Genomic DNA, 26,759 nt, shown 5'->3' on the forward strand with positions numbered 1-26,759 from the left:
AGTGCCTCCTCTCAGGAATTGCAAGCCTTTAAGGGTTTGCGATTCAAGAATCACGTTCAGGCTGCCCAAACAGCTCAATTTCACACCAGCGCACTTTTACCGGTTTTCAAGACACGGGCTGCCTTTAAAATGATTTACAAGCCGCCATAAGTCATAGTATATTAAGCGTTATCCAACCATGGCGCCCATCGTATCGATAGTAGGGAAATCCGGGAGCGGCAAGACTACGCTCCTCGAGAAGGTCATCTCCGAGCTTACCCGGAGGGGCTACAGGGTAGGCGTATTGAAGCACGACGCGCACGGCTTCGAGATAGACCACGAGGGCAAGGACTCCTGGAGGCACAAGCAGGCCGGCGCAAGGGTCGTGGCCCTCTCGTCTCCAGAGAAGTTCGCGGTAATAAAAGACGTTGAAAAGGAATGGCCGCCCGAGAGGCTTATCGCCTCCTATCTTTCCGGGGTGGATGTGGTCGTCCTCGAAGGCTTCAAGAAATCGCCCTTCCCCAAAATAGAGGTGGTGCGGAAGGCGAACTCGTCAAGGCCGGTCTGCGCCAAGGACAAGAACCTCATGGCCTTTGCCTCGGACTTCAAGGTGAGCAGGCGCCTGCCCGTCTATAAGCTTAACGATTTCAAAGGCATATCCGACCTCATCGAAGAGAGGATAATAAAGGGGCACAGGGACCCCGGCGTAAGCCTTCTGGTTAACGGGACCAACGTTGAGCTGAAGCCGTTCATAGAAAACCTCCTCCGGGACGGCGTGACCGGCATGATAAAGAGCCTAAAGGGATGCGGCGAAGCCGACGAGATCGAGATAAGGATCACCAGGCGCGGCTCATGAACGCTTGTACCTGAGGCTCTTCCGAGAACTGAATCGCGCCAAGGGCGATATGCCTCCACAAACGGCTTGATAAACCACTCGCCTTGAACAACTTACCTCAAAATCCGCCCTTGAAGATGACCGGAGCGATACTCGCCGGCGGCCAGAGCCGCCGGATGGGCTTCAACAAGGCCTTCATAGATACTGCCCAGGGCACCATTATAGAAAGGACGGTCCGCGTCGTGGGGTCGGTATTCGACCCCGCCTTCATAGTCGCGAACGATATTGCGCTGTACGGCAGCCTGGGTCTTCCTGTGCACGAGGACATAATCAAGGGGGCCGGGAGCCTGGGAGGGATCTACACCGCCCTTTACCTTTCCGGATCCGAGCATGCGTTCGTAACGGCCTGCGACATGCCTCACCTCGACGCTGGATGCGTAAGGGCGGTCGCGGAAAGGGCATCGAAAGCGGACTGCGTCATACCTTTCATAGGCGGCATGCTACACCCCATGCACGCGGCCTACTCCAAAAGGTGCATGTCGGCAATAGAGGAGATGGTAAGGGCCGGAAACCTCAGGATAAACGACCTCTTCGGGAAGATAGATACGATGAGGCTTACGGAAGAGGACTTCCCGGGCCTCGACATATCCATATCCGTCGAGAACGTGAACACCAGAGACGACCTCAAAAGGGCCGGGATAGATGAAAAGTGACGGGAAAGCGGATATCGGAAAGCTCGAAACCCTGATGGAGAGGCTGCGGGCAGAGGACGGCTGCCCCTGGGACAGGGCGCAGTCCATGGATTCCCTCGTGCCTTTCATAATCGAGGAGGCCTACGAGGTCATATGCGCCATAGACTCCGGCATTCCCGATGAAATCCGGGACGAGCTGGGGGACCTCCTTTTCCAGGTCATATTCATTTCGCAAATAGCGAAGGAAAAAGGGGACTTCACGCTCGCAGACGTCATAGACCGCTCAAACTCGAAGATGATAAGCCGACACCCCCATGTGTTCGGAGAGGCCAGGGCCGAAACGCCCGAAGAGGTGCTCCGCCAGTGGGCTGAGATAAAAAAGAAGGAGAAGAGCGGCAAGGAGACCGGCGGACGCCTTGCCGGGGTCCCGGAAGTCCTGCCTGCGCTCCTTCGGGCGCACAAGATAAGCCAGAAGGCGGCAAAGGCGGGATTCGACTGGAAGAATACGGAAGAGGTACTGGAAAAACTCAACGAGGAGCTTGACGAATTCAAGGAGGCTGTAAGGAAGAAGGAGCCTCTTCAAATGGAAGAAGAGCTCGGCGACATGCTCTTCACCCTCGTAAACGTCGGGAGGTTCCTCGAAGTAAACCCCGAGGACGCACTTAGAAAGACCATCGCGAAGTTCATAACCCGCTTCCACCACATCGAAAGCGAGCTCCTTAAACAGGGCCGCGACCTCTCATCAACCCCCATTGACGAGCTCGAACGCCTCTGGCAAGAGGCAAAGTCGCCCAAAAGACAGGATTAGCAGGCGGCAGAAAGACTCTGGGGAAAACTTTCCGTAGAAAGCCTGGTGACGCTCTGCGCACCAGCGAATTGCAAAGGCCTTTTAACGCGCTGCCGCGCTTTTCGGCATAAGGCTCCGCTCTCTTTCCGCCACCAGCCTCCGGGCTCGGCCCTTATGTCGCTCGGCCCGCTACGGGGCCTCGCTCCTGTTGCCCCGCCTCGCCCGCCCTTCCTCCAACCCTATGTTCGCTCCGCCTTATGCCAGGGTTATTTTGTAGAAGCAAAACAAAAAGTGCCTCTCAAAAAAATTTTTCCAGCAGCCTGCTAAATCAAGGGCTTCAGGAGATTTCCCCACATGCTGTGGATAAGCTGTTGAAAAGAGGGCCTATGCAAAAAACGGCAAAACCGGATTATATGGGCGTTCTGAACGTTGCTCTTTTTTTAGGCACAAAATAACTCGGTAAATTAAACGCTTGGGGCCATTCGCCCCTTATTCATTTAACCCGCCTTTTTGCCTCTCCGAAATAAAAAACCTTTTAAAAACGCGAGCTCAGTAACGCCCATGAGCCTGGATGCCGCGACATAGGAAATAACACCCAGTCCGAGACAGGCGCTTAAGAGGGCCGCCTTCCACACGCCTCCCGGGATATCGACTATGCCGAATGCCAGTAGATATACGAGGACGCCCATGACGAGCGCAGCTCCCGTGGACTTAAGCCCTGAGACTAACATCCCTGTCACGCCGAAACGCCCGAACTTCATCCGGAGGACGACAAAGAGAATCGAGCAGTTCACAAGCGCGGCGAGCGTTGTCGCCAGCGCGAGCCCGCCGTGCCCGAGCGGTCCTATGAGCACGAAGCAGAAGACCGCATTGAACAGGAAGGCTATGAGGGCTATCCAGACAGGGGTCATGGTGTCCTTGAGCGAATAGAAGACCGAGGTGAGTATCCGGGCGATTGCCACCGGCACTAGGCCGAAGGCGTAAAAGTAGAGGGCGGTCGCGGTCCCGGCGGCGTCGGCGGCGCTGAACTCCCCTCTCGTGAAAAGGAGCTCGATTATCGGGTATGAGAGGACCAGGAGGCCGATGGTAGCCGGTATCATGACGAAATTCACTATCCTCACGGCAAAGGAGATGGAGCCCTTGAAGCCGTCCCAGTCTTGTCTCGTCACCTGCTCGGAGAGGCTCGGGAGCACCGCGGTCGTTACCGAGACCCCAAAAACGCCGAGCGGGAGCTCCATGAGCCTCCCCGCGTAATAAAGGTACGAGACAGCTCCCTCGGGCAGCCCGGAGGCGAACCACATGGTTACGAATATATTGAGCTGGTATACGCCTATGCCGAAGGCGGCAGGCCCCATGAGGGCGAATATCTTCCTTATTGCGCTGTCCCTGAACCCGAATGAGAATCTAGGGAGCATCCCGACCCTGCCCAGGAACGGCACCTGCAGAAGCAGCTGGAAAACACCGCCCGCAAGCACCCCCACCACCAGGGCGTAGACCGGGGAGTCGAGGTACGGGGCTATCGCGAAGATGCTCGCGATGATGGCCAGATTGAAAAGGACCGGCGAAAGGGCCGGGGCCGTGAAATGCCTGTAGGAATTCAAGACCCCCATGGCGATGCCCATTAGCCCCACGAAGAGCATGTAGGGGAACATCCACCTGGTTAGGGATACCGTAAGCTCGAATTTGCCCGGGTCGGAGAGGAAGCCCGGGGCCATCAACCAGACTATCTCCCTTGAGAAGATGATGCCGATTATGGCGAGGGCGGCAAGGATAAGTGCGAAGAGGGTGAAGACGCTCGAGGCGAGAGACCTCAATGCGCTCCGGTCCCTTCTGCTCATCTCGTCCGTGAATATGGGGATAAATGAGGATGTAAGGGCGCCCTCGCCCACGAGCCGGCGGAGGAGGTTCGATATCCTGAAGGCCATGAAGAAGGCGTCCGCAACAAGGCCGGCGCCGAAAACATAGGCCAGGGCCGCGTCCCTCAGGTAGCCGAGCACCCTGCTTGCCGCTGTAAGGGCGCTTATGACCGAGGCGGCCCCGGTGATCCTCCTTTCGTGGCTCACACGGCGCACCCAAAGGGCTTGACAAGGGGTCTAAAAACAAATATCATGTCTCTTTATCCGAAAACCGGGCCTATCTCGGACGAAGCAGGCCAATATAGATGCAATCTATAAAGATCAAGGTTAACAAATTAGCGCCTTAAAAGGTAGCATAAATTAAAGGGAAAGATACTTTCAGGAGGATATCTTGGCCAATCACGCGTCGGCAATAAAGAGGCACAAACAGAGCGAGAAGAGGAGGCAGAGGAACGCCTCCGTTAAGTCCTCGTTGAGGACGGCGGTAAAGAAAGTGAAAGAGGCGGTTGCGGCAGGAAAGGCCGACGAGGCGAAAACGAGCCTCAAGAACGCGATAACCGAGCTTGACAAGGCCGCTTCAAAGGGCGTTCTCCACAAGAATAACGCCTCAAGGAGGGTATCCCGCCTCTCTAAGCTTGTTAACCAGAAGACGAAGTAGATAATACCTCATAGAAACCAGAAGACCTCCGGGCAAAAACCCGGAGGTCTTTTTTTTGCGTTCAGTACTCCCTGAGAGAAGTTCCCTTCCAGAAGCTTATTTGCGCCCCTCATGTTTGTCGGTTAAGCTGATTATCAGCTGAAATCCCCGACCTTCAGGAGGACCCATGAAAAGACGCCTTCCTGCCCACGACGAGGTCCGAAGGACTCTCATGCACGGTGACTTTGGCCGCATTCAGGAGCTTGCCGGCAAGCTCCACACAGCGGACCTCGCTCATTACCTTGGCGAGCTCCTTCCAGCAGAGGCGGCGCGTATCATCACGATACTCCAGGAAAGGAACCAGGCCGAGGTCCTGAGCTATTTTCCCCTCCCCTACCAGCTCGCGCTCGTAAGAGAGCTCGGCCCCGGAAGGCTCGGGCCGATAATGAACCTCATGTCGCACGACGACCGCGCCGACCTCCTCAAGGCCCTCCCGGAGGACCTCCGCTACGACGTCCTCCATTCCATGGCAAAGGCCGAGAGGGAGGACATAATAATGCTCGGAGCCTATCCCGAGGGGAGCGCCGGGTCGATAATGACGTCCGACTACGCGGTCCTCTACCCCGAGCTTACAGCCGCTGCCTCGGTAGAGACGCTAAGGAGGGAAGCGCCGGAAAAGGAGACCATAGACAGGGCGTTCGTAATCGACCCCGACCGCCGCCTCCTCGGTACCGTGAGGTTCCAGTCCCTGGTATTCGCTAAGCCGGGCACGCTCGTGCGGGAGTTGATGGAGGGGCTTACCCACGCCGTAAGGACGGACGACACGGCCGAACACGCGGCAAGGCAGATAGGGCGCTACGACATACCGGCCCTGCCCGTCGTGGACGGAGAGGACAGGCTCGTGGGCATCATCACCCACGACGACGCGATGGACGTCCTGCAGGCGGAGGCTACCGAAGACTTCCACAAGGCCGGGACCATAGGGAAGCTCCCAGGGAACGTCAGGACCGCGAGCCCGTGGCTCCTTTACCGGAAGAGAGTGGTATGGCTGGTGCTTCTCGTATTCGGGAACGTCTTCTCCGGCGCAGGCATAGCGTATTTCGAGGAGACCATCGCGGCATTCGTCACGCTGGTATTTTTCCTCCCGCTCCTCATTGACAGCAGCGGGAACGCGGGTTCGCAGGCCGCAACCCTCATGATACGCGCGCTCGCCACCGGGGACGTGGAGGTTAAGGACTGGGGACGGATGCTCGGGCGCGAGATATTCATCGCGCTCGCCCTCGGGCTGACCATGGCCGCTGCGGTCTCTCTCATAGGGGTTGCGCGCGGCGGGCCGGAAATAGCGCTCGTCGTATCGCTATCCATGCTGGCGGTAGTGATAATCGGGAGCCTTTTCGGCCTGAGCCTGCCCTTTATCCTGAGCCGCCTCAGGATGGACCCCGCGGCCGCGAGCGCGCCCCTTATAACGTCGGTAGCCGACGCCCTGGGCGTTTTCATCTATTTCCTGATAGCGAACGCGCTCCTCATGAGGGGGGTGTAAGGAGCTTTTGTCCTAAAGACCTTATGCGCGCTGCCGCGCTTTTTTTCGGACTTAAGCGGAAGACCTTTTCCGCACTGCCGTGCGTTTTCGAGGGTAAGACTCGCTTGCTAGCCCCCTCCCCGTGAACACACAAAAGCGAAGAGAGACCCCGGAATTTTTTCGGGGTCGAGCGAGCGGATGCAAATCCGGAAATCTTCCTCTTGTGTTGAAGATTCCCGGCGGAATGCCGGGAATCTTCAACGGGCCCCCAAAGTCGCGGAGTTTACCCTGAGCAAAGCGAAGGGCTAGTTCTACTTCCCCGGCCCGTTCACGCTCTTCCTCCCTATGCAGCGCTCGCCTTACCCTCAGGGGTTTGTTTAAAGACAAAAAAAGGAATTCGTGCCGCAAATTTGTTTTTGCATTTCAAGATACCGGGGCACAAGGCGTTGCGAGTGCATAGGGATGGAGGAAGGGCGGGCGAGGCGGAGCAGCAGGAGCGAGGCCCCGAAGGGGGCCGAGCGACTTAAGGGCCGAGCCCGGAGGCGGATAGCGAGCCGAGCCTTGTGCCCAAAAAAGCGCGGCAGCGCGCAAAAGGCTTTTGGTAAGAGCATAGCTGAACGACCCGCAAAATCCTCTCTACTCCTCCCCTCCCTTTCTCCTCATCTTCTTTTTCACTCCCCTTATCGACTTTGCTTTCAAGCGCCGCTCCTTAGACGCGGCGGTGGGCCTCGTCTTTCTCCTCCGCCTCGGTTTTTCCGTTGCGCGCGCTACGAGGTCTATGAGCTTTTGAAGGGCTTCGGTCCTGTTCCGCTCCTGACTCCTGGACTCACGCGCCTCTATGACAATGTCCCCCGCAGCCGTAAGCCTGTGCCCGGCAATCGCCTTGAGCCTGTCCTTTACGTCCTGGGGCAGGGAGGAGGAATTTACGTTGAACCTGAGCTGCACGGCCGTCGAGGCCTTGTTTACGTGCTGCCCGCCCGGCCCGCCCGCGCGGACGAACTCCCACGAAAGCTCGCCCTCAAGGAGCCATATGGTATCTGTCACCTTTATCATGGGGTGAGTTTACACCAGCCGGGGGCCGCGCTCAAGGCGCAAAAAAAGCCGCGGAAGGCTTCCGCGGCTTGAAATACTGGCGAGCTTCAGGCGTTACTGCCCGATTGTCCATACCCTCCCGTAATTGCCCGGTATCGGGAGCCTTATGTTCTCATCGGCCTGGATGTTCCAGAGGTTCACGTCAGCCCCTTCCCTGCCGTGGAGCTCCTCTATGTAGTTTCCGCTTACCGGGAACGGGAAAGAGACCTCCTGGTCCTGGTCGCTGAAGTTGAGGGCCGTAAGGCTGAAGGCCCCGTCCATCTTTCTCGAAAAGAGCAGCACGCCCTTCGATATGTACTGGTCGTCGTTGTAGAAGAAATGCTCGCCGTTCCTGAACTGGGCGCTTCTCCTCCGGAGGTCGAGAAGCTTTCTTACGAGCGCGACCATGTTCTTTCCGACTTCGTCGTAGAAGTACTCCCAGCGCATGGGCCTGAAGAGCGCCACCCTGCCCCATCCCTGGTCGGGCACGTAGTAGTTTTCGCCGAACTCCTGCCCCTGCCACAGCATCGGGATGCCCTTTGCCGTCAAAAGGCCTATTAGGTATGGCTGCACCTTGTACCACATGGAGCGGTCGCCCTCGGCAAGGAGCTCGTTGCCGTTGAAGAAGGTCTTGAAGTTGCAGATGAAGCGGGCATGGTCGTGGTTCTCGATGTACTGCACCGCGCTCTTTCGTATCCTGTCGCCGTTATAGGTTACCGCGTCAGGGTAGCCCATGAGGCCGAACTGGAACCCGAGGCTCCGGAGGGCCTCGGCGCTTCCGCGCGTCACGTCCTCCGCCGCGCCGAGGGTCTCGTTCTGCCAGGTGCAGTTGGAATAAGTATCCTCGACTATCTCCCTGGGCCTCTCGAGCTGCTCGGCGCACTGCACGAGGTTTATCCCCTCTTCGGAGAAGAACCTCTGCCAATGGGTCATCCAGTGCCCCTCGCCCGCCTTTGCCTGCACGGTCTTGTAGGTCTCGTAGGTGAGGGCGGCGTAGCCGGTCCCGAGCGGACCGTCCCACCAGTCGGGCACGCAGTCGTAGCGGAAGCCGTCCACGTGGTAGCAGTCCAGCCAGTGGCAGTTCACCGTGTAGAAAAAGTCCCTTGTGAACCCGCGCCTGAAATCCGTGCTCTCGCCGTAATAGTCCTTCGCGAAATGCCCTATGAAGGGGTTCTCCTCGTACCCGAGCCTCTTGTACACGTAGGAGTACGGGAAGTGCTCGCTCGTGTGCCCGTATACGGAGTCGATGAGGACCGCCATGTCTTTCCTGTGCGCCTCCTCTATGAGCCTCTGCATGTCCCTTCTCTTCCCGAACCTCTCGTCCACCCCGAAATACCCTATCGGGAGATATCCCCAGTCCACCTGGTTGGCGACGTTCGATACCGGCATGAGCTGGATGCAGTTCACCCCGAGGTCACGGAGGTAATCGAGATGTGCTATGGTCCTTTCAACGTCGCCGCCGAACTCGCTTATTATGAGCTCGTATATGACGAGGTTATCGACCCTCGGCGTCTTCCAGCGTATCTCGTTATCGTGCCACTTGTAGTGCTCGTACCCGAGGGTGAATGCCGAGAGCTTCCCGACCCCGAACTCCCTGGCAAATGGGTCGATTATCCAGTCTATTTCGCGGGCCGGCGCGGAAGCCGCGTTCGGGTTTTCGAGGAAGTACCTGTAGACATAGCGGCCCGGCCTTCCCCATGCCGATTTCTCGACCGGCTTTGAATCCGGTGTTATGGGGACCTGGACCGACCAGTAATCGCCGTACTCCGGGTCGGTCGCGTGGCCCATCTCGAACCGGAGGGGCTGTATATCCTGTATGAACTGGTCGTTCTCATGTATGACCTTTACCCATAACCTGTGCCCGTTCTCCGGCGTTACCCAGGGGAGGAATATGCCGAACCGGACAACCCCGTTCTCCATTTCCCTGGTCCCGAGCTTCTCAAGAGGAAGTAGCTTCATGGTCGTTCTCTCCTTTCAGAAGGCCTAAAGGCCGAACGTATCAGGCCCGCGAGCCGGCGCGAGCCAAGCGCCCGAAAAACCGGACGTTTCAGGGGAAACCGGGCCTTTTGAAGCCCGATAAAAATTAAGTATAGCAGGGTTTTGGGATGACGCTGAATTCGGGAAAGAGCGTGTTCGCCTTTAGAATGCCTGGCCAGAAAGGCAGGAATGCAGGGAAATCTAATTCAAGGCAAGCCCTGAAATCAGAGATTTTCCCGCTTTCCGGAAGGGCTGTAATGAAAGCGGAGCATATATGTGAATATGTGAGCTTCCGGGTATAAGATTGATTTCAACTTCCTCAAGAGCAGGGAAAAGGCAGGCTCAGCCTTTCTCCATCATGGTAAGTTCCCATTCGTCCATGCCCCTGTCATATTTGATGATATATGTGCAGTCGTCGTCAGCCCGGAGCTTATAATACTCCTCCGCCTCCCCCTGCCACCTGTCGAGTATCTCCTCGATATTGAGGGTCTTTCCCCCGATGGTGAAAGAGACGGGCTTCTCCTCGGACTCGTAGCCCGAGTATGTGTTGACCCTTATGTTGATCCCGGTCATATACGTTAATTATACCTCATTTTTCCGGCCCCTCATCCTTGCACGCAAAAAATCCGGCGAGTGACTTGCCCGTATTATGGAAACTCCTTATGGTTAAAGTAGGCATGTATCCGGAAGCAACCGAAATAACAAAGGGGGTAAAGGCAAATGGAAAAAGACCCCGTATGCGGCAATATGATAGACCCGGCGTCTGCCGGGCACCTGAGCGAGTACGGCGGGAAGGTATACCGGTTCGATTCCTCCAAATGCAAGCACGATTTCGATTCCGACCCTGCGAAATACATATCGGGAGGCGGAGCGGCGGCGAAGGAGGTACGCGAAACCGGCAGGAAGGCCGCTCAAAAATCGCGCTCGTTCGCCAAAAGCGTCGTCTCCGGCAGGAAATCCCAGGCTGCGGACGTGATCGGGAGCGTATCAAAGGCCCTGCACGACCTCTCAAGGTCACTTGACGAGAAGGACAGGCACGAGCTCTCGCGCGTGGTTGAGAAGACGGCGGAAGAGACGGACGCGGCATCGACGTATTTCAGGGACAGGGACGCGGACGACATAATCGAGCGCATCGAGGAGTTCGTGAACGAAAGGCCAGGGCTTTCCATAGGAGGCGCGCTCGGCGCCGGTTTCATCGCCGCGCGGCTCCTTAAGGGCGACAGCGCCTGGAGAGAATGACCGCGTCCTGGAACCGACCGGAAAGGCAGGCGCGTTGATTCCGATGCCAATCCAGGACCCAAGACCGGATATACGGCAGGAGGTTAAAATGGCTTACGTCAGGAAAGATGAACGGACGCTCGGGGAATTGTTCTCCGACCTCTCGGACCAGTTACAGGACATGGTCCGGAAAGAGTTCCTGCTCGCCAGGAACGAGATGGCTACAAAGGTCTCCCGCGGCGCGGAGGACGCAAGGAGCGCCGCCATAGGCGGGGTGCTGATGCACACTGGCGCGCTTGCGGTCGCTGCGGCGGTGATACTGCTCCTCGGCCTCATAATACCGCTCTGGCTCTCGGCGCTCATCGTGGGGATAGGGGCGGCCTGGTTCGGGTACGGCCTCGCGCAAAAGGGCATCTCGGACCTTAAGCGGATCGACATAACTCCTCACCAAACCGTATCTACACTAAAGGAGAACAGACAATGGCTGAGAAGAAAGGCGCATTGACCGAAAGGGAGAGGGAAAACCGGGCCGAGGCCCGCGAAGAGTCCGCCAGCAGGCGCCCGGAACATGGAAAAGGCCCGTACGAGCTCCGTGAGGACATAGCGCGCGACCGCGCAGAAATTTCGGAGACCATTGACCTCATCGCAAGGAAGTTCTCCACGGAGCGCCTTAAGGGCATGGTAAAGGAAGAAGTACGCGAGTTCGGAGGCTACGACAGGGTAAGGGACTTTACCGGCTCGGTCATGGACACGATAAGGGAAAACCCCATTCCGGCGGCGCTTGCCTCGGCCGGCCTTATACTTCTCTTCGCAAAGGGAGAGGAACGGGTAAAGGCCGGAAGTGAAGGGCTTAGGGGAGAGAAAGAGGAGCTACGGGCCAGGGTCGAGGGTAAGGGGGCCGAGATTGCCGGAAGGGCAAGGGAGGCCAGGGAAGCGATATCAGGCAGGGCCGGCGCGGCAAAGGGCACTATCCAGGAGGCCTTTCGAGGCAACATGCTGGCCGCCGTAGCTGCAGCGTTCGCGATAGGCGCGGTTGCCGGCCTGGTCCTCCCGGAAACAAGGAAGGAAGAGGAAGTCCTGGGCCAGGCAGCCGGAGAAATAAAGGAGGCTGCCCGGGAAGCGGAAGGCGAAGCGCGGAAGGCAGCCTGAATGGGAAACCGCTCCTATCTCCCTTGCTCCACAAGCGTCCTTCCAAAAGTCGGCGGCTGCCCGAGCCTTGAACGTACTCAGGTACGGGACTATAATCTGAACAGGAGTCGGGCATGCTTGTTTGTGCCTGCGCCCCCTATATAGGGTCAGGGGAGGCAGGGCATGCGTCCAACACGAAAGGGACAAGGAGGGCATTTATGGAGAACAAGGAAATCGCAAAGGAGCTCATTTCCCTCTGTAAAATAGACATAGACGCGGTGCACGCCTATAACCAGGCCTTGCGCCACCTCGACATCGCAGGAGTCAGGAATGAGATAGAGTCGTTCAGGGGTGACCATGAGCGGCATATAAAGGAGCTTTCCGACGCGATTCGCACTTTCGACGAGGAGCCTCCCGAGTTCTCAAAGGACTTCAAGGGCTATCTCCTTGACGCATTCACCCGTGTGCGGAGCCTTACCGGGGCCGAGGGCGCGTTGAAGGCCCTGAAGGGCGGCGAGGAGATGACCAACAGGAACTACTCGAACGCCGTAAAGATGGCCTTCCCCCCGCCGCTCAAGTCCCTCATTGAAAAGAACTACAGGGACGAACAGAGGCACTTGAATTACATTGAGCAGGCCATCAGGGACCAGGTCTGGAAAAAAGCGGCCTGACGAACTCCCGATAAAGGAAAAAGCCGTAAATCAATGATTACGGCTTTCTCTTTTATGATTGCGTTAAACAGTTCTAACAGACTGGCATCGAAAAACCCAATTCTTTCAGGCTGCCCAAAAAGCTCCAGCTGCGAGGCCCCATTAGGAACAGGGAGCGAGGCGTATTTTTGTATACGCCGGAGTGTCAAAGCGACGTAGCTTCCGAAGCAGATGGGGACTTTTTGAGCAGCCTGCTAATTGGATACGGCAGCGCCGCCGCTCAAGACGCGGACGAATATCAGGAATGCCTCTTCCTCCTGCCAGAGTATCTCGGAAGCGGTTATCTCGACCCTGACCTCTTCCCCGTTCCGGCCCCTTACAACGGTTTCGTACTGGCAGACGTAAGGGGCGCGCCTTACTACGCTCCTGTAGAGCTTGAGCGCCCTTGAAAGCTTCTCGATGAATTCGGGCATGCGTCCGCGCTCCCCGGATAATTTCTCCGCGAGCGCGGCCATGCAGTGGTTCACGTATACGGTCCTCTCCGTATGCACGGTAGAGACGACCGCGCCGTCCCCGGGCATGCCATCTTCCGATGCTCCGGGACCATTGCAGGGCGGTTCTCCCGTCCGCCCGCCGACTACCTTCAAACGTCCGGCAATCATGACCACGCCTCCTTTCCGGAAATGCCGGCAAGGCACTTCTCGAAGCTCGATACCCCGCACCCCTTGCACATGACGACCGGGACGCCAGCCGCCCTGCCGGTGGCCCTTGCGGCGTTTGCGATCTTGTGGGAGGCCATGCCCGAGAAAACTATTATTGCGTCCACGCCGCCGAGCCTCCTTTCAAGCCGCGGGCAGGACCTCAGGTAGTGCTGCAGGGTAACCTTGTGCCTGCCGGCTATCTCCCTGTAGCCTGCGCTCAATCTGTCCATCCCTCCTATAACGGCTATGCACATTTGGGCCCTCCTAAATGAAAATGACTTTCATTTTCATTTAGTATAGCAGAACCGCCTCCCCTGTCAAGCGGGAACTCGGTCGGGTCCGGAAAAATTGTCAGGACAGTATTATTATTACGAGCTTCCTTACCCCCCGGAGCAACCCGCGGCTGCTGCTGAAGAGGTCGGCTATCTGGTACGTGACGAGGAAAAGAAGCGGGTAAAAGACGGCGGGCCTTGAGTCCAGCCATGCGTAGGCTGACTTGAAAGCGCGGCTTCCCGCGAGGTAAGGCACGGCGAGCCACCCTATGGCTATGCCCATGCCCGCGCCCGCGAGCACGTCCGTGGGGTAATGGAAGCCGAGGTATACCCGCGGGAGCCCTATCACGAAAGCGGCATACGCGAGCGCGAAGACCCCGGCGGGCCTCGATATATAGAGGAGGCCGGTCGCTATGGTGAAGAAGAGGACGGCGTGGTCGCTCGGAAATGAGCTCCACCCGTCAAGGACGCTCTGGTCGACCCCGTGCGGCATGACGAACCCGCCTTCCGGCTCGTGAAGCGGGCGAAGTCTCATGGGCAGGGCGGCTGCAAGCCCCCGCGCCAGGGCAATGGCTGGAAAACAGGCGAGGAGCGCCGCAAGCACGCGCTCGCGGCCAAGCTCGCGCGTGCCGCCGCACCTGAACCAAAGCCACCATACGAGGGTGGCCAAAACGCCCCCCTTGATGAGCGGGTTTATTGCTACCCATCCGACCAGGTTGTCGAAGAATTCAGATTGCCTGGCATAGGCGTTTATGAGGGCAATCAGGGGCCCGTCGATGAAATTCATAGGCCTTGGCCTCCCTTGCTTTAAGCGACATCAAAAAAATGGAGATTTCCCGCTCTTTCCGGAAGTCCGGAAAAAAAAGCGGAATACATATGCGAATATGTGCGCCTTTTTATCACGTAACTACGCAGAGTCCTTGGAAAGGACATTTTGAGGCTTTATTTATGGTGGCATGTCCGGCATACGCCGGAGCCGCTGTTCCCGCCCACCCGCCTCAGGAAGAGCCCGTTCGACTCGAACCTCAGGTTCTGCACGCCGCCTGGACCGTATGTGTAGTCGATCTCGGTCCAGGACTTATTGTTGAAATGAGGGTCGTGGCACGAGGTGCATTCGACCCTCCACTGCCCGTCCGTGACCCTCAAAAGGTCCTGGATGGTCGCGGTATCGGATATGTAGCCCATCACGGCCCAGAGATTCCTGTCGAGGTTTCCCCGATCGAATTGAAGCGCGCCCGTATTGAGCCCGTCGGCGAGGTCTATGTCGCTTATGACCGTGTCCATCGGCCTCAAGCCGGCCGTGAACTCGGTATAAGGGATCGATATAGGGTGGTCGTTCGACAGGTCGCGGCCGATATTAAGCGCCGGGTCGGTTATATAGTCCGCGGTCTGGCCCGAAGGGCTGAAAAAGCTCCATCCCCTGTCAGTGCCGGTCAGTGTCACTCCACCCTTGCCAGGCGCGTTCACGAGGCTGTCGAAGGTGACGACGCCGTCATGGCAGCTAAGGCAGGCGAGCGAGGACGAGCCGATGCTCGTGGCCCCGGCGAACTCTTCACCCATAGTCGGGCCGTAGGCCACAAACGACGCGGAGCTGGCGGAATACCTGTTCCAGAGCGGCTTTATCCCGTTCTCCCTGTTAGAGTGGTGCGGCGTGTGGCAGAAAACGCATATCTCCGTCGTATTGCCGGTCATCGTGAAAAAACCGGTTGCGCCGAGGTTGTGCCGCGACGAGGCTATGCCGGTAGCCGCGTCGCCGACGGTGTACGTATCGATCGCTTCAGCCGTGCCGGCTGTCCAGAAGCAGGCTGAAATGACCGCCATCGTAATACAGGTTAGTCTTTTCATCTCCGTGCTCCTTTCAGGTTGTCTTTCGCGGCGTTCGGAAATTGGAAAAGGAAATAGCGCGGCCTCGCCGTGTGAAAAGGCGCTGCTTGTCGTGATTTTTATTAACCGGCTATTCGGTACGGAAGAGACCTGCAGCATTTGCGGCTGCATGGAAGAGGGCTGCCCAAGCCCGGCAAGCGTCTACATAAAAAATTTTAGCAGAGAAATCCGCGCCCGCTCGCGGAAATACGGAAGAAAAATCGGCTGTAAAAAATACTGCATGGCTGAAAAAATCCTTTATAGGCGGAAGTAAAGAAGCTTTACTCGTGAGGCTTCCGGCCTGAAAGGGAAAAGCGAGTCAGCATCGCGCATTTGTGAAAAAAGGCGCGATTGCCATCCTCAAGAGGTATTTCCGTTGTAAATTGATTTTACCGGACGGGAGGTCAAAAAAAATTCTGGCCCACGGCGCGAATGGGGAAATCCAGGGCCAGGGGCCTGGAGCGGGACCGCAAAATCCATGCCGCCGCTCCGGGCCGCCAGGCCCGGGTCTACTGAAGCTTGCTGCAGGATTTCTCGCTGAGAAGCAGAACGCTCGTCTCGCTCAAAAGGTAGTACACGCCCGGCGGTATCGGAGGGTTCCCGTCCGCTCCGGACGCATTCTCTTCAGCCGCTTTTTCCTCGGAAAGGCCTTTCTCAAAGGAAACGAACTCATTGAAGTTCATCCTCCTTGCCATTTTTCCTCTCCTTGCGTTTATTTTGCGGCTTTCCTCAAGTATAGCAGATAAACCGGGTTGTCATGCCGGGCCAAACAGCCTGGCGGATAATAGACCAAAGGGCCCCGATATGGTATCCTTAGCCGAGGATGAGAGACCTTAAGCTCATAGTATTATCGCTTATGGCAGCTTTTATTGCGCTCCTTGCGCTTTCAGGAAGCGTTGCCGCGGGGCCGCCGGTTCCAGAGCCCGTTACCCGCCATTCGCTCAAGGTGTCTCTCGATATCGCCTCGGGGACGGTGGAGGGCACGGACCATATAACACTTTGGCGGGAGGCTCAAGAAGCGCGTTTCATACTGAGGGACGGGACGGAAGTGATTCGGGCCAGTGCGGAAGATTCCGAGCTTCAGTTCGAACTCTCTCACATAGGCGGCGGCTTGCAAGAGTTGAAGGTGAAACTCCCTTCCGGCGGGAAGAGGCTTTCAATAGCGTTCAGCGGAAAATTCCAGTCCCCGGCAGAGGCTTCCCGGCAAATCAAGAAGGGCGTTGCTCATCTCAAGGACGGCATCATCGGCGAGGAAGGGGTCTTTCTACCGTCCTTCTCGTACTGGTTTCCGCAGGAGCCGGAAACGCTGATGGTCTTCGAGGCCGAGGTCGCCCTGCCCGAGGGATACAAATCGGTAATGGAGGGCGAGCTCGTCTCAAACGAGGAAAAGGACGGCGGCACGGTCGAGAGATGGAAGGAATGGAAGCCGGTGGACGGGATCGACCTTGTGGCCGGCAGGTACTTCGTCGAAAAAGAGGCCCATGACGGCATAGACATCTACACGTATTTCTTCTCCAGGGACGACGCCCTCTCCAAAACCTATATCGAAAAGACGAAGGAGCGCCTGGACGCCCTGCAGCGGCTCATAGGCCCCTACCCTTTCAGGAAGTTCGCGGTGGTCGAGAACTTCATGCCCACGGGGTACGGGATGCCTTCATTCACGCTTCTCGGCTCTGCCGTCATAAGGCTTCCCTTCATACCCGACACCTCGCTCGGCCACGAGATAGCGCACAACTGGTGGGGCAATTCCGTGTTCGTCGACCCCTCGGAGGGGAACTGGGTCGAGGCCATAACGACCTATGTCGCGGATTATTCATACGAGAGGGAAAAGGGGCCTGAGAAGGCAAGGGAGTTCCGCGCAGCCAAGCTCCGCGGTTTCAAGAACTACGCCGGCGGCTCGGAGATAGCGCTCAAGGACTTCATCGACACCTCGGATTCGGCATCGAGGGCCGTGGGCTACAACAAAGGCTTTATGGTCTTCAACATGCTCGAAGAGACGCTCGGCGAAGATACGTTCAAGGCCGGGCTGAGAAGGCTCTATTCCGATAACGCCTTCGGGCGCGCGTCCTGGTCCGGAGTGCGCGAGGCCTTTGAGGCCGCGTCTGGCAGGGACCTGAAATGGTTCTTCAGCCAGTGGCTGGAATCGCCGGGCGGGCCGGTCCTTCGACTTGAAAACGCAGCCTACGCCAAAAAATCAGGCAGCCATGCGGTCTCTTTCAAGCTCAGGCAGGGCTCCCCGCCGTACGCGCTGGACCTGCCGGTCCTCATAAAAACCGAGGCAGGCGAGGTCTGGAAGACCGTAAGGCTCGAAAAGGAATCCGAGGGGTTCACCATAGAGTCCGGCTCAAAACCCATATCGATTGAAATCGACCCCGGGCTCCACGTCTTCAGGATACTGGACGATAGCGAGGTCCCGCCGACCTTCGCGGGCCTCCTTGGAGACAAGGGCTCAAAAATAATCGTTCCGGAAAAAGAAAAGGCCGGGCAAAAATATCAGGGCGCGGCAGATCTCTTTTCGTCTGATTTCGGGCTCGATACCATATCCGACGACGAGGCCGGGAAAACAGGCTACTTGAAGGACTCTTTTCTTATCCTGGGCGGGCCGGGCGAGAACAGGTTTTACAGGCTTATGGGCCAGCACTTCTCCCGGAATATCAGGATTAATGACGCTACCGTCGAGGTTGCAGGAAAGAGCTTTCCGAGAAAGGGGACAACGCTTGCCGTGGCGATCAAGAACCCGAACGACACCACGAAGACGCTGGTCCTTCTCCTGGGCGAGGACGACGCCGAAGGCATAAGCGCGACGGCGCGGAGGATCCGCCACCTGACCGATTTCAGCTACCTTGTCTTTACGCCCGACGGCAAGGTTGAGAAAGGCCACTTCGAGGGTGATAAGGTCCTGAAGCACGTATTCCGGTAACCGAGCTTTCACACCATCCGTCCTGGAAGGCATGAGAGGCATAAGGAAGGCCTGATCAATTCCGTTTCCGGTTGCCATTGCGAGGAGTAGCTCCGAAGCAATCTAAAAATGTTGAACTTCCGAAAAATGAGATTTTCATATCGCTCGCAATGACGAACACATGAATATCAGATATTCATGGTTTAGAGAAACATCCCCCGCCCCCATTTATCGAGGGGCCCCCTGCATCTCGATTTTCACCTCCGACGAACCCAAAGGAGGTAAGTATGTTTAAGTCGTCCCTCATCGCACTGGTCACCGCACTCGTCACCGCACTCTTCTCAGCCCCGTCAATCGCTGCAGCAGCAGGGCCGGACAATGACCGGCGCGCGGCGGAAATAAGCGCAATCGAGCTGAAATTGGGAAAGAGCCTCGTCCTCATGAAGGGGGCGAGAAAGATCGTTGACGAAAGCGGCTCGCCGGAGGCTGCGGCCCTCATGCAAGAAGCCGAGGCTTCCTTAAAAGAGGCTTTTGAGTTACTCGATTCAGGCGACCACGATTCGGCCCGGAAAGCGGCCTTTGACTCCATCCAGGCGGCGGTCAGCGCGATAGTCGCCTCAAAGGGGCCGGGCGCCGGCGCGCTCCGTGATACGGCCATGGAAGAGAAGGCTGTCAAAAGGGCCGCAAGGGACGAGGACCAGTTGGAAGCGAGGCTCCATAAGCTCGCCTCAGAGGTCGAGACCTTCCTCAAGGTGGCTGAAAGGCTCTCGGGCCGCACGGACGCCAACGCAAGCATGGCAGAGGCAAGAAAGCTTCACGCATCGTCGCTTGAGAGGTCTGCCGCGGGCGACCGTGACGGGGCGCTTGTTGATATGAAGGCGGCTTACAGGCTGGCCACCGCCGGGGTAAGGGAGCTTAAGCGCTCGCGCGGCGAGGTCATAACATTCCCGCCCCCCTCCCCGTCCGACCCGGACGAGGCCCTCGCCTACGAGCTGAGGAAGAATGACACATACGCCTTCTTTTCATCGAACCTGTTAGATGAGGTGGAAGGCGCGCAGGTTGGTAAGCTCAAGGCGGCTTTTGCGGCCCGGGAGGATGCCATGAAATCGATGCGCTCTGGGGATACGGAAAGAGCACTGGAGCGCATCCGCGCCTCGACCGAGCTTTATATAAACGCTATCAAGGCACCCGGCAGGTGACCTGCTAACAGGCTGCTGAAAAAGTCCATCTGCTTCGTTGTCTTCTCGCTCGTCATTGCGGCGTATACAAAAATACGCCTCATTCCTCGCTTCTCGACGCCTCGCATCTGGAGCTTTTTGAGCAGCCTGATCGGATTTCGCGTTTTTCCGCAACCTGCTAAAAACCGGTTGACAACCGTAGCCACTATATTATATCTTTTTAAGGATAAAGTTCGATTGGTCCTATCGTCTAGAGGCCTAGGACGTGGCCCTCTCAAGGCTAAAACCGGGGTTCGAATCCCCGTAGGACCGCCAGAAAAATCAAGGGGTTACGCTATGCGTAACCCCTTTTTTCTTTCCAGTGCCACCAGATTGTAACCATTTTTGGCCTTGCAAGGACACTTGAGCCCAGCTAATGTACCACTTCAATGTATATCCAACAGGATGTTGAAAGAGTCCTTCCTGGCTTTTTCAACCATTGGCCGGAATGGATCGTCCAGATTGATTACTGCGTAATTTTAACACTTGTGATGCAAAAAGGTCGAACTTAGTTGCATCTTAGCTGTTCCGTCCAAATATGGAATGCCAATGCTCTGTCACACCAAGCAAGGCGGCGGGGATACAAAATCGTCTTTCTGCATCGAAAACGCCCGAGTATTACTCCTTGAACATCTCGTCAAGCCTTTGAAGCCTTTCAGGCACTATCTGCATGGGCGTGCCTGTAAGTATTCCGCTTATCGTCCTGAAGGGCTTTCCTATGTGCATCCCGTTCCCGTCAATTGAAAACTCGCGTATGTCCTTATCGTGCATCGACCCGCGCATCTTGAGTACGGTCAGGCCCCTGAGCATCTCGCCGTACATCTCCACATAGCGCAGCAGTATTATGGAATCAGTTATGGTAGATATGTGCGCCTCGGTTATCGAAGTGCCGCCGATAAGGTTCGAGGTCGTTGCGGTAAACAGTCCCGCCACCTCCTGGTGCTTTATGAACGAGGTCAGGCTTATTACGAACTCACGGAAGCCCTTTGTGGTCGATACCCGCTCAAGGGCCGAAAGGCTGTCGACCGCGACCCGGTGAGGCTTGAACTCCTCCATTATGTGCTTTATGCGGATAAGCAGGTCTTCGAGGCTTGTTGCCTCCGGGTACTCGCAGGCTATCTTGAGCTTGCCCTCGGCTTCCATCCTTTTGAAATCTATTCCCCAGCCGGTGGCGTTCCTCATGAGCTGCTCGCGGCTCTCTTCGAAGCCCAATAGCAGGCACCGCTCGCCGGTCGTATACCCTCCATTCATGAACTGCGTCACTATCAGGGTCTTCCCGGCGCCGGTCGCCCCTGACACGAGGACGATGGAGTCGCGGAAAAAACCGCCCCCGCACATCCTGTCGAGCTCGCTTGAACCTGAGGTGATGCGCTTGTAGGAAGACTTCTGCTTGAGCTCCAGGGCCGAAAGGGGTATCACCATTATGCCCTGGTGGGGGAATATGGTGAAGGGGAACTCCCCTTTCTGGTGGTATGTGCCTCGGAACTTGAGTATCTCGACCGTTCTCCTGCGCTTTTCGTCCTCAAGGACGTTCCTCAGTATGACTACGCTGTCCGCGACGAACTCCTCGATGCCGAAGCGCGTGATGCCGCCGTATTCCTGGTTTCTCTCGGCTGTCAGTACTGCGGTGACCTTCATCTTTTTAAGCGCCGCCGAGATCCTGAAGATCTCCTTCCGCACAAGCGAGGAATCTGTGAACTGGTTGAAGACCGCCCCTAGCGAGTCCATCGAGACCCTGGAGGCGCCGATCTTCCGCACCGCGTGCTCTATCCTCGCAAGGAGCGCCCCGAAATCGTAAGACCCGCTTTCCACCTGGTCATTCGAAGGCTGGGGAGATGCGTCGACGAACGCCCATTTCCCCTCCTTTTCCAGCCTGCCGATGTCCCAGCCGAAGCTCATCATGTTCTTGCGGATGTCCTCAGGGGGCTCTTCGAAGGTCACGAACACGCCCGGCTCGTCTTTCTTGTATATGCCAGCGGAAAGGAACTGCGCGGCAAAGATGGTCTTGGCGCTCCCGGCGGTCCCGGCGACCAGGCATGCGCGCCCCCTGGGGATGCCGCCGTCGGCTATGAGGTCGAACCCCTCGATGCCGGTCTCGATCTTTTCGACGGCCCTCTTCGATTTCCTGACAATGTTTTTAGCGGCCATTTTGCGCACCTCTTAAATTTTCTTACTTGATATGCTGGAGATCCAGGCCTAGCAGCACTTTTTCGGTATTCGAAAGATCGCCTATGATTCTCCGCAAAGGAGGCGGGAGCTCTTTGATGAGGGTGGGCGTCGCCAGGATCTTTTCGTCCTCGGCCAGCTGCGGCTGCTCGAGAACATCGATTATCTGCAATAGGTAATTGTCCTTAAGCTCCTCGGAGCAGATATCCTGCAGGTTGGATATCGCCTTTTGAGACCTCGATGTCTTTCCCGTGATGTAGAGCTTGAGCTTGATTTTCATTCCACTGTCCCTTTTGTCTGGATTGAGTACGAGTTATTCTGATAGTACATGATCATGAAGCCCATCAGCTCCAGGACTATCATTTGAGCCTCTTCCACATAAATCCCGGCTTTCAGCTGGTTTGATGACTTGAACTTCTCATACAGAGCTTCGCGGTGCATGCCGAGAACGTCTTTGGGCCCGGCCCTCAGGAAGCCCAGCCTCTCGGACATGGAGCGGAGCTTTCCGGATATGTCGTATTCGACCTTATATGCGCGCTGCTCAAGGGCCATGTCCAGGATGTCACAGTATTCCCTTACCAGCTCCTTGTATATTGAGGGTTGGTTTTCCTTAACGGACGCAAGGCCGAATGCGCTTGCCGTTACCGGCGTCGGATTCGAAGTGGCAAGGCGGTCGAACCCGTCCATCGCCCTCGTGCGGTTCTCAACGGCCCTGTGCCGCTCCACCTCTGCTATGAGCCTCCGCCTCTCGATCGCATAGCGGAGCGACCTTACGAGCAGGGCGCTCGGGAGCCTGTTTTTCACGAGGTAATCCTGGGCGCCTTTTTTCAGGGCTTCCATCCCGGTCTTTTCGCTCATCTTGTCGGTAAGGACTACTATCGGCGTGTTGTCCGCCTTCTCGATGCAGGCCATCAGCGCTTCAGTCCCTGAAAAGCCCGGCAACGCCAAATCCAGCAATATCACATCAGCTTTTTTCCTGGAAAGGTGCTTGAGCCCGGCTGAGACCGAGCCCGCCGCATGGACGGAGAACTTCACATGCTCGGTCCTGGAAAGCAGCTCCTTGATGCGCGCGGCATACAAGGGAGAGCTCTCAATCAGCAATGCCGAGATATTCTCATGTTTCATTACTCACCACCCCGGCAGGGCCGCGGCTTCGCGGCCAGTTTGCGAATACGCACTAATTCAGCACTTTTTGCAGAACGGAGCTGAAGCTTTTGATGGTATATGGCTTCAGGATCACATCGGAGAAACCGTACTCCTTGAAATTCGCTATTATTGTGTCGCTGGAATAACCGCTCGACACTATCGCTTTGGCGTTCGGGTCTATTTCGAGCAGTTGCTTGATCGCCTCCTTGCCTCCCATGCCGCCCGGCACGGTCAGGTCCATTATCACCGCGTCGAACGGAACTCCGACCTCAAGGGCGCGCATGTACTTCTGCAAGGCCTCAATGCCGTCCTTGGCGGTCGCCACCTCGCATCCCATGCATTCGAGCAGCTCCCCTGCCACTTCCCTGATGATATCCTCGTCGTCCATCACGAGGACCCTTCCCCTGGCCTTGAAGATGCTAGCCGATTCATCGGCCTCCCGCTCTGTTGACGCGGAAGTCGAGATAGATGCAGGGATGTAGACATTGAAGATGGTCCCGGCGCCGGGGCTTGAGATGAAATCGATATGCCCGCCGTGTTTCTTTATTATGGAGTATGTTATGGCCAGCCCCAGGCCGTTCCCCTTGTGCTTGGTCGTGAAATAGGGGTCGAATATCTTCTGGAAATGCTCCTCGGGGATGCCAGTGCCCTGGTCCTTGATGGATATTTTCACATAAGCGCATTCCTCGCCGGACGGTTCGTTGTTTTTGAGCCGCACGTTCTCACAGCAGACGCTAATGATGCCGCCGTTCGGCATGGACTGCGAGGCGTTCAGGACCAGGTTGTTTATCACCTGGCCTATCTGGCCGGGGTCCGCGTCCGCGGGCCACAGTGTGTCGGGGATGACGAACTCTGAAAGCGCCTTCGAGCCGCTGAGGGCGAATGTCGCGGCTTCGGTTACGACCTCCTTGAGGGCGACAGTCTTTTTTACCGGCTCTCCGCCCTTTGCGAACACAAGGAGCTGGTTCGTGAGGTCGGCGGCCCTTTTTGCGGCCCTCTCGCTGTCCGAGAGTATCTTGTAAGCCCTGTCGCCAGGGCTCAACAGCACCTTCGCCAGTGAAATGCTCCCGGTAATGCCCGTAAGCAGGTTGTTGAAGTCGTGGGCTATGCCGCCTGCAAGTACCCCGAGCGAGTCGAGCTTCTGGCTCTTGATGATCTCTTCCTCTATCCTCTTCCTTTCGGTAAGGTCGAGTATCGTCCCAATGATGCTTCCGACCTTGCCGGCCCTGTCCAGCTTAGGCTGGGCATGGCAATGCACGAACCTCTCCCTGTTGTTCGGCTGGATGATCCTGAAATCAAGGCTGCAGGTCCCGGCATGGGCGGCCTTTACCATCATGCCCCGAACCGCTTCCCTGTCCTCGGGGTGGACGCTATGAAGGAAAGCCTCGAGAGTTTCCGAAAACCCATCGCTCATGATGCCGAGTATGTTGAATATCTCTTCAGAGCACTTCAAGGACGAGCTTGCAAGGTCCCATTCCCAGCTGCCGATATGGGCGATGTGCTGCGCCTCTGCAAGGCTTTCTTCGCTTATGTGGAGGGCGTCTTCGGCTTTCTTGAGGTCGGTTACGTCACGGAGATACGCTATGTAGGAAGGCCCGCCGAGGCATATCGACTTTTCGGCATACAGTTCGGCCACACCGTAATCCCCGCCTTTCCGGACAAAATCTATCTCGATTTTTGAACCGTCGAGAGGGACCCCGAATTCCTTGCCTAGAAGGTCTTCCGCGTCACGTCCCAGAAGGGCCTCGCCGGCAGGATTTACGTACCTTACGGCGCCATCCGAATCGAGGACGATTATCCCTTCGGAAGTCTTTTCGACAATTTCCTTGAAAAACAGACTGTCCACGCTGAGTCTCTCGAAAAACGGAATATTACCCTGGGTATTCTGAAAGGCTCGGGCCTTTTTTGGAAAGCCCGGTTCGAAATACTTCTACGGTATTAAACTTACCATCATCACAAAATCCGCTCAAGGATTTTTTGATGCGTAAGGACTTGAAATAAATAGGATTACCATACTCTTTTAATCGGTTTTTTTGATAATCTTCCATCCCGATTTACTTGCGCTGAATATGCGGAAGGCCAAAAAAAACCAAGACATTCGACAAATCTACCGGATAGCGAATATTGACCTGGAGTGAAGCGAGAAGCCCGATCGGCATTCTACGCCGGGTTCAGTATCTTCCTTATGGCGTCCATGTGCTCCCGTATCCTCTCGGCAGGGACATAGGCCTTTTTCGTTACGAACGCAGCGTCTATCTCCGCTATGAAACGCGAGGGCAGCTGCGAAGAGGTCTCCTTGCCGCTCGTGCGGTGCTTTGCCGAGGTCAGGAATAGGAGCCTCCTTGCGCGGGTCATGCCCACGTAGCAGAGCCTACGTTCCTCCTCTTCGGTCTCCTCGTCGATGCTCCTCTTGTGCGGGAAAAGCCCCTCCTCCATGCCCACCATGAAGACGACCGGGAACTCGAGCCCCTTCGCCGAGTGGATGGTCATCAGGGTGACCCTGTTGTGCCTGTCCTCGACCTGGTCGGCGTCGCTCATGAGGGAAACAAGATTAAGGTAGTCGGATAGAGCCGCCTTCGGATGGGCCTCGACGTATTTCTTGACCGACGCCACAAGGCCCTGCAGGTTCTTTACGCGCACGTCAGCCTCTTCAGTCCGTTTCCTTGCCCAGAAGTCCTCGTATCCGGTTATGTCGAGCACCCTTGCGACGAAATCATGGAGAGGCATGCCCGGCATCTCCTCGCGGAGCATCTCGAAGGTGCCGATGAAGTCGCTTGCGTCCTGGTTGAGCGCGCCTTCTTTTCTCGCCTTCCTGAATGCCTCGTAAAGGGACGTTTCGTGGGCGTCGCTTATCCTGTGCACCCTTTCAAGCGTGGCCTTTCCGATGCCCCTCGGCGGCACGTTCACGATCCGGAGGAAGTTAAGGGAGTCGTCGGGGTTCTGTATGGCCTTGAGATAGGCAAGGCTGTCCTTTATCTCCCGCCTGTCGAAAAACCTGAAGCCTCCGACTATCGTATAGGGCAAGCCCTCCTCGAAGAAAAGCTCCTCAAAGGGCCTCGACTGCGTGTTGGTCCTGTAGAGTATCGTAAAGTCCTTGAACTTCATCGAAGGGTCGGCGGCCTTGAGCCTCTTTATCTCCTTTACGACGAAGCGGGCCTCCTCGTCCTCGTTCAGGCATTCCTCATATGTGACGGGCTCTCCCTGACCGTTACCAGTCCAGAGGTTTTTTTCTATCCTGTCCTCGTTGTTCATTATGACGGAATTGGCGGCCCCGAGGATGTTGCTCGTGGAGCGGTAGTTCTGCTCGAGCTTGATCAAGGTCGCGCCCTTGTAGTCTTCCTGGAACTTGAGGATGTTATCTATAGACGCCCCCCTCCACCCGTATATCGACTGGTCCGGGTCGCCGACAGCGCAGAGGTCGGCCTGGCCTGAGGCAATGAGCCTCGTCATGGTGTACTGCGACCTGTTTGTATCCTGGTACTCGTCAATGAGTATGGATGAGAACCTCTCCTGGTATTTCCTGAGCGCCGCCTCGTCGGTCTTCAATAGCTCTATCGGCTTCATGATGAGGTCGCCGAAGTCCACCGCGTTCAGTGTCTTGAGCTTTCTCTGGTAGGCCCGGTATATCGGTGCGATTGCGTCCCTCAGGTCGGACTCCCCGCGCCTTGCGTACTCGTCTGGCGACAGGCAGTTGTTCTTCGCGAGGTTTATCTCCCAGAGGACGGTCTTGTACGGCAGGTCCTTGTTGTTCATCGATAGCTCGGACATGACATAATTCACGAGAAGAAGCTGCTCCTCCTCGTCGTATATCGTAAGGTTGGGCTTTAGGCCGTAGTGCTTGGCCTCTTCCCTTATTATCCGGAGGCCTATGGTGTGGAACGTCCCGGCCCATATCTTTTCGGCCCTCTCCCCTATGAGCCCTTGAAGCCGTTCCTTTATCTCCTGGGCCGCCTTGTTCGTGAAGGTGACCGCCAGGATGCTTTCGGGCCTGGCCTTCCTGTCCAGTATGAGATGGGCGATCCTTGAGGTAAGGACCTTCGTCTTCCCGCTTCCGGCGCCCGCAAGGACAAGGAGAGGGCCTTTCCCGTATGTCGCCGCCCTGAGCTGCAGGGGGTTAAGGGATTTCAAATGACTCATTTCGGCCTT

The 26,759-nt window shown here is 56.8% G+C and carries 25 protein-coding genes and 1 tRNA gene; 12 read left to right on the plus strand and 14 right to left on the minus strand.

Annotated features, from left to right (window positions below; translation table 11 throughout):
* The first annotated feature begins 178 nt into the window (after positions 1–178).
* The 3 genes from mobB (at position 179) to mazG (ending at position 2,314) form a co-directional block, all read left to right on the plus strand.
* The gene (gene mobB, locus QY316_08295) at positions 179–835 is read left to right on the plus strand and encodes a molybdopterin-guanine dinucleotide biosynthesis protein B (GenBank protein WKZ31921.1); all 657 of its coding nucleotides are present in this window, start codon (positions 179–181) and stop codon (positions 833–835) included.
* Positions 836–951: 116 nt separating this feature from the next.
* Positions 952–1,527, plus strand: coding sequence for a molybdenum cofactor guanylyltransferase (locus QY316_08300; protein ID WKZ31922.1), 576 nt, complete (start codon positions 952–954; stop codon positions 1,525–1,527).
* Positions 1,517–2,314, plus strand: a complete 798-nt coding sequence (mazG, locus tag QY316_08305) for a nucleoside triphosphate pyrophosphohydrolase (GenBank protein WKZ31923.1) — start codon at positions 1,517–1,519, stop codon at positions 2,312–2,314. The genes QY316_08300 and mazG overlap by 11 nt, the downstream gene beginning before the upstream one ends.
* A gap of 476 nt (positions 2,315–2,790) precedes the next feature.
* Here mazG and murJ read toward each other — a convergent pair whose 3' ends face one another.
* A complete protein-coding gene (murJ, locus tag QY316_08310) occupies positions 2,791–4,356 on the minus strand; it encodes a murein biosynthesis integral membrane protein MurJ (GenBank protein ID WKZ31924.1) in 1,566 nt (521 codons plus the stop codon).
* A 184-nt stretch (positions 4,357–4,540) separates the two neighbouring features.
* Between murJ and rpsT the strand changes: the two genes are divergently transcribed.
* Entirely contained in the window at positions 4,541–4,807 is a 267-nt protein-coding gene (gene rpsT / locus QY316_08315; protein ID WKZ31925.1) for a 30S ribosomal protein S20, read from the plus strand.
* 166 nt (positions 4,808–4,973) lie between these two features.
* Positions 4,974–6,326 carry a magnesium transporter gene (gene mgtE / locus QY316_08320; GenBank protein ID WKZ31926.1) on the plus strand — a complete coding sequence of 451 codons (1,353 nt, stop codon included), beginning with the start codon at positions 4,974–4,976 and terminating at the stop codon, positions 6,324–6,326.
* 615 nt (positions 6,327–6,941) lie between these two features.
* Here the strand turns inward: mgtE and arfB are convergent.
* From arfB to QY316_08335, 3 genes are all read right to left on the minus strand, one after another.
* Positions 6,942–7,358 (minus strand): alternative ribosome rescue aminoacyl-tRNA hydrolase ArfB, encoded by a 417-nt coding sequence (gene arfB, locus QY316_08325; protein WKZ31927.1) that lies wholly within the window; start codon positions 7,356–7,358, stop codon positions 6,942–6,944.
* Between the two features lie 93 nt (positions 7,359–7,451).
* Positions 7,452–9,335 (minus strand): alpha-amylase family glycosyl hydrolase, encoded by a 1,884-nt coding sequence (locus QY316_08330; protein ID WKZ31928.1) that lies wholly within the window; start codon positions 9,333–9,335, stop codon positions 7,452–7,454.
* A gap of 360 nt (positions 9,336–9,695) precedes the next feature.
* The gene (locus QY316_08335) at positions 9,696–9,926 is read right to left on the minus strand and encodes a hypothetical protein (GenBank protein ID WKZ31929.1); all 231 of its coding nucleotides are present in this window, start codon (positions 9,924–9,926) and stop codon (positions 9,696–9,698) included.
* A gap of 147 nt (positions 9,927–10,073) precedes the next feature.
* On the opposite strand from QY316_08335, the gene QY316_08340 reads away from it, so the two are divergent.
* From QY316_08340 to QY316_08355, 4 genes are all read left to right on the plus strand, one after another.
* The gene (locus QY316_08340) at positions 10,074–10,592 is read left to right on the plus strand and encodes a YHS domain-containing protein (protein ID WKZ31930.1); all 519 of its coding nucleotides are present in this window, start codon (positions 10,074–10,076) and stop codon (positions 10,590–10,592) included.
* Between the two features lie 88 nt (positions 10,593–10,680).
* Positions 10,681–11,076, plus strand: a complete 396-nt coding sequence (locus tag QY316_08345) for a phage holin family protein (GenBank protein ID WKZ31931.1) — start codon at positions 10,681–10,683, stop codon at positions 11,074–11,076.
* Positions 11,052–11,720: a DUF3618 domain-containing protein gene (locus QY316_08350; GenBank protein ID WKZ31932.1), complete on the plus strand. Its 669-nt coding sequence runs from the start codon at positions 11,052–11,054 to the stop codon at positions 11,718–11,720. The genes QY316_08345 and QY316_08350 overlap by 25 nt, the downstream gene beginning before the upstream one ends.
* A 197-nt stretch (positions 11,721–11,917) precedes the next feature.
* Positions 11,918–12,370, plus strand: a complete 453-nt coding sequence (locus QY316_08355) for a ferritin-like domain-containing protein (GenBank protein WKZ31933.1) — start codon at positions 11,918–11,920, stop codon at positions 12,368–12,370.
* 233 nt (positions 12,371–12,603) lie between these two features.
* On the opposite strand, the gene QY316_08360 is transcribed toward QY316_08355, so the two are convergent.
* The 5 genes from QY316_08360 to QY316_08380 all read right to left on the minus strand — a co-directional run bounded on the left by QY316_08360 (position 12,604) and on the right by QY316_08380 (position 15,880).
* Positions 12,604–12,930, minus strand: coding sequence for a hypothetical protein (locus tag QY316_08360; GenBank protein WKZ31934.1), 327 nt, complete (start codon positions 12,928–12,930; stop codon positions 12,604–12,606).
* Between the two features lie 77 nt (positions 12,931–13,007).
* Positions 13,008–13,304 (minus strand): DUF2325 domain-containing protein, encoded by a 297-nt coding sequence (locus QY316_08365; GenBank protein WKZ31935.1) that lies wholly within the window; start codon positions 13,302–13,304, stop codon positions 13,008–13,010.
* Between the two features lie 97 nt (positions 13,305–13,401).
* Positions 13,402–14,109 (minus strand): phosphatase PAP2 family protein, encoded by a 708-nt coding sequence (locus QY316_08370; protein WKZ31936.1) that lies wholly within the window; start codon positions 14,107–14,109, stop codon positions 13,402–13,404.
* A gap of 155 nt (positions 14,110–14,264) precedes the next feature.
* Positions 14,265–15,167, minus strand: a complete 903-nt coding sequence (locus QY316_08375; GenBank protein WKZ31937.1) for a hypothetical protein — start codon at positions 15,165–15,167, stop codon at positions 14,265–14,267.
* 527 nt (positions 15,168–15,694) lie between these two features.
* Positions 15,695–15,880: a hypothetical protein gene (locus tag QY316_08380; protein WKZ31938.1), complete on the minus strand. Its 186-nt coding sequence runs from the start codon at positions 15,878–15,880 to the stop codon at positions 15,695–15,697.
* Between the two features lie 128 nt (positions 15,881–16,008).
* Here QY316_08380 and QY316_08385 point away from each other — a divergent pair, with 128 nt between their 5' ends.
* The 3 genes from QY316_08385 (at position 16,009) to QY316_08395 (ending at position 19,577) form a co-directional block, all read left to right on the plus strand.
* Positions 16,009–18,105: a M1 family aminopeptidase gene (locus tag QY316_08385; protein ID WKZ31939.1), complete on the plus strand. Its 2,097-nt coding sequence runs from the start codon at positions 16,009–16,011 to the stop codon at positions 18,103–18,105.
* Between the two features lie 266 nt (positions 18,106–18,371).
* A complete protein-coding gene (locus QY316_08390; GenBank protein ID WKZ31940.1) occupies positions 18,372–19,283 on the plus strand; it encodes a hypothetical protein in 912 nt (303 codons plus the stop codon).
* A gap of 218 nt (positions 19,284–19,501) precedes the next feature.
* Positions 19,502–19,577 (plus strand) — tRNA-Glu (locus QY316_08395).
* A gap of 342 nt (positions 19,578–19,919) precedes the next feature.
* Here the strand turns inward: QY316_08395 and kaiC are convergent.
* From kaiC to QY316_08420, 5 genes are all read right to left on the minus strand, one after another.
* The gene (gene kaiC, locus QY316_08400) at positions 19,920–21,449 is read right to left on the minus strand and encodes a circadian clock protein KaiC (protein ID WKZ31941.1); all 1,530 of its coding nucleotides are present in this window, start codon (positions 21,447–21,449) and stop codon (positions 19,920–19,922) included.
* Positions 21,450–21,471: 22 nt separating this feature from the next.
* Positions 21,472–21,747, minus strand: coding sequence for a circadian clock protein KaiB (gene kaiB / locus QY316_08405; GenBank protein WKZ31942.1), 276 nt, complete (start codon positions 21,745–21,747; stop codon positions 21,472–21,474).
* Positions 21,744–22,592, minus strand: coding sequence for a response regulator (locus tag QY316_08410; protein WKZ31943.1), 849 nt, complete (start codon positions 22,590–22,592; stop codon positions 21,744–21,746). The genes kaiB and QY316_08410 overlap by 4 nt, the downstream gene beginning before the upstream one ends.
* A 52-nt stretch (positions 22,593–22,644) precedes the next feature.
* Positions 22,645–24,459 carry an ATP-binding protein gene (locus QY316_08415; GenBank protein ID WKZ31944.1) on the minus strand — a complete coding sequence of 605 codons (1,815 nt, stop codon included), beginning with the start codon at positions 24,457–24,459 and terminating at the stop codon, positions 22,645–22,647.
* Positions 24,460–24,773: 314 nt separating this feature from the next.
* Positions 24,774–26,750, minus strand: coding sequence for a UvrD-helicase domain-containing protein (locus tag QY316_08420; GenBank protein ID WKZ31945.1), 1,977 nt, complete (start codon positions 26,748–26,750; stop codon positions 24,774–24,776).
* Positions 26,751–26,759: the final 9 nt, after the last annotated feature.

This window comes from Thermodesulfobacteriota bacterium (assembly GCA_030583865.1).
Taxonomy (GTDB): domain Bacteria; phylum Desulfobacterota; class GWC2-55-46; order GWC2-55-46; family GWC2-55-46; genus UBA5799.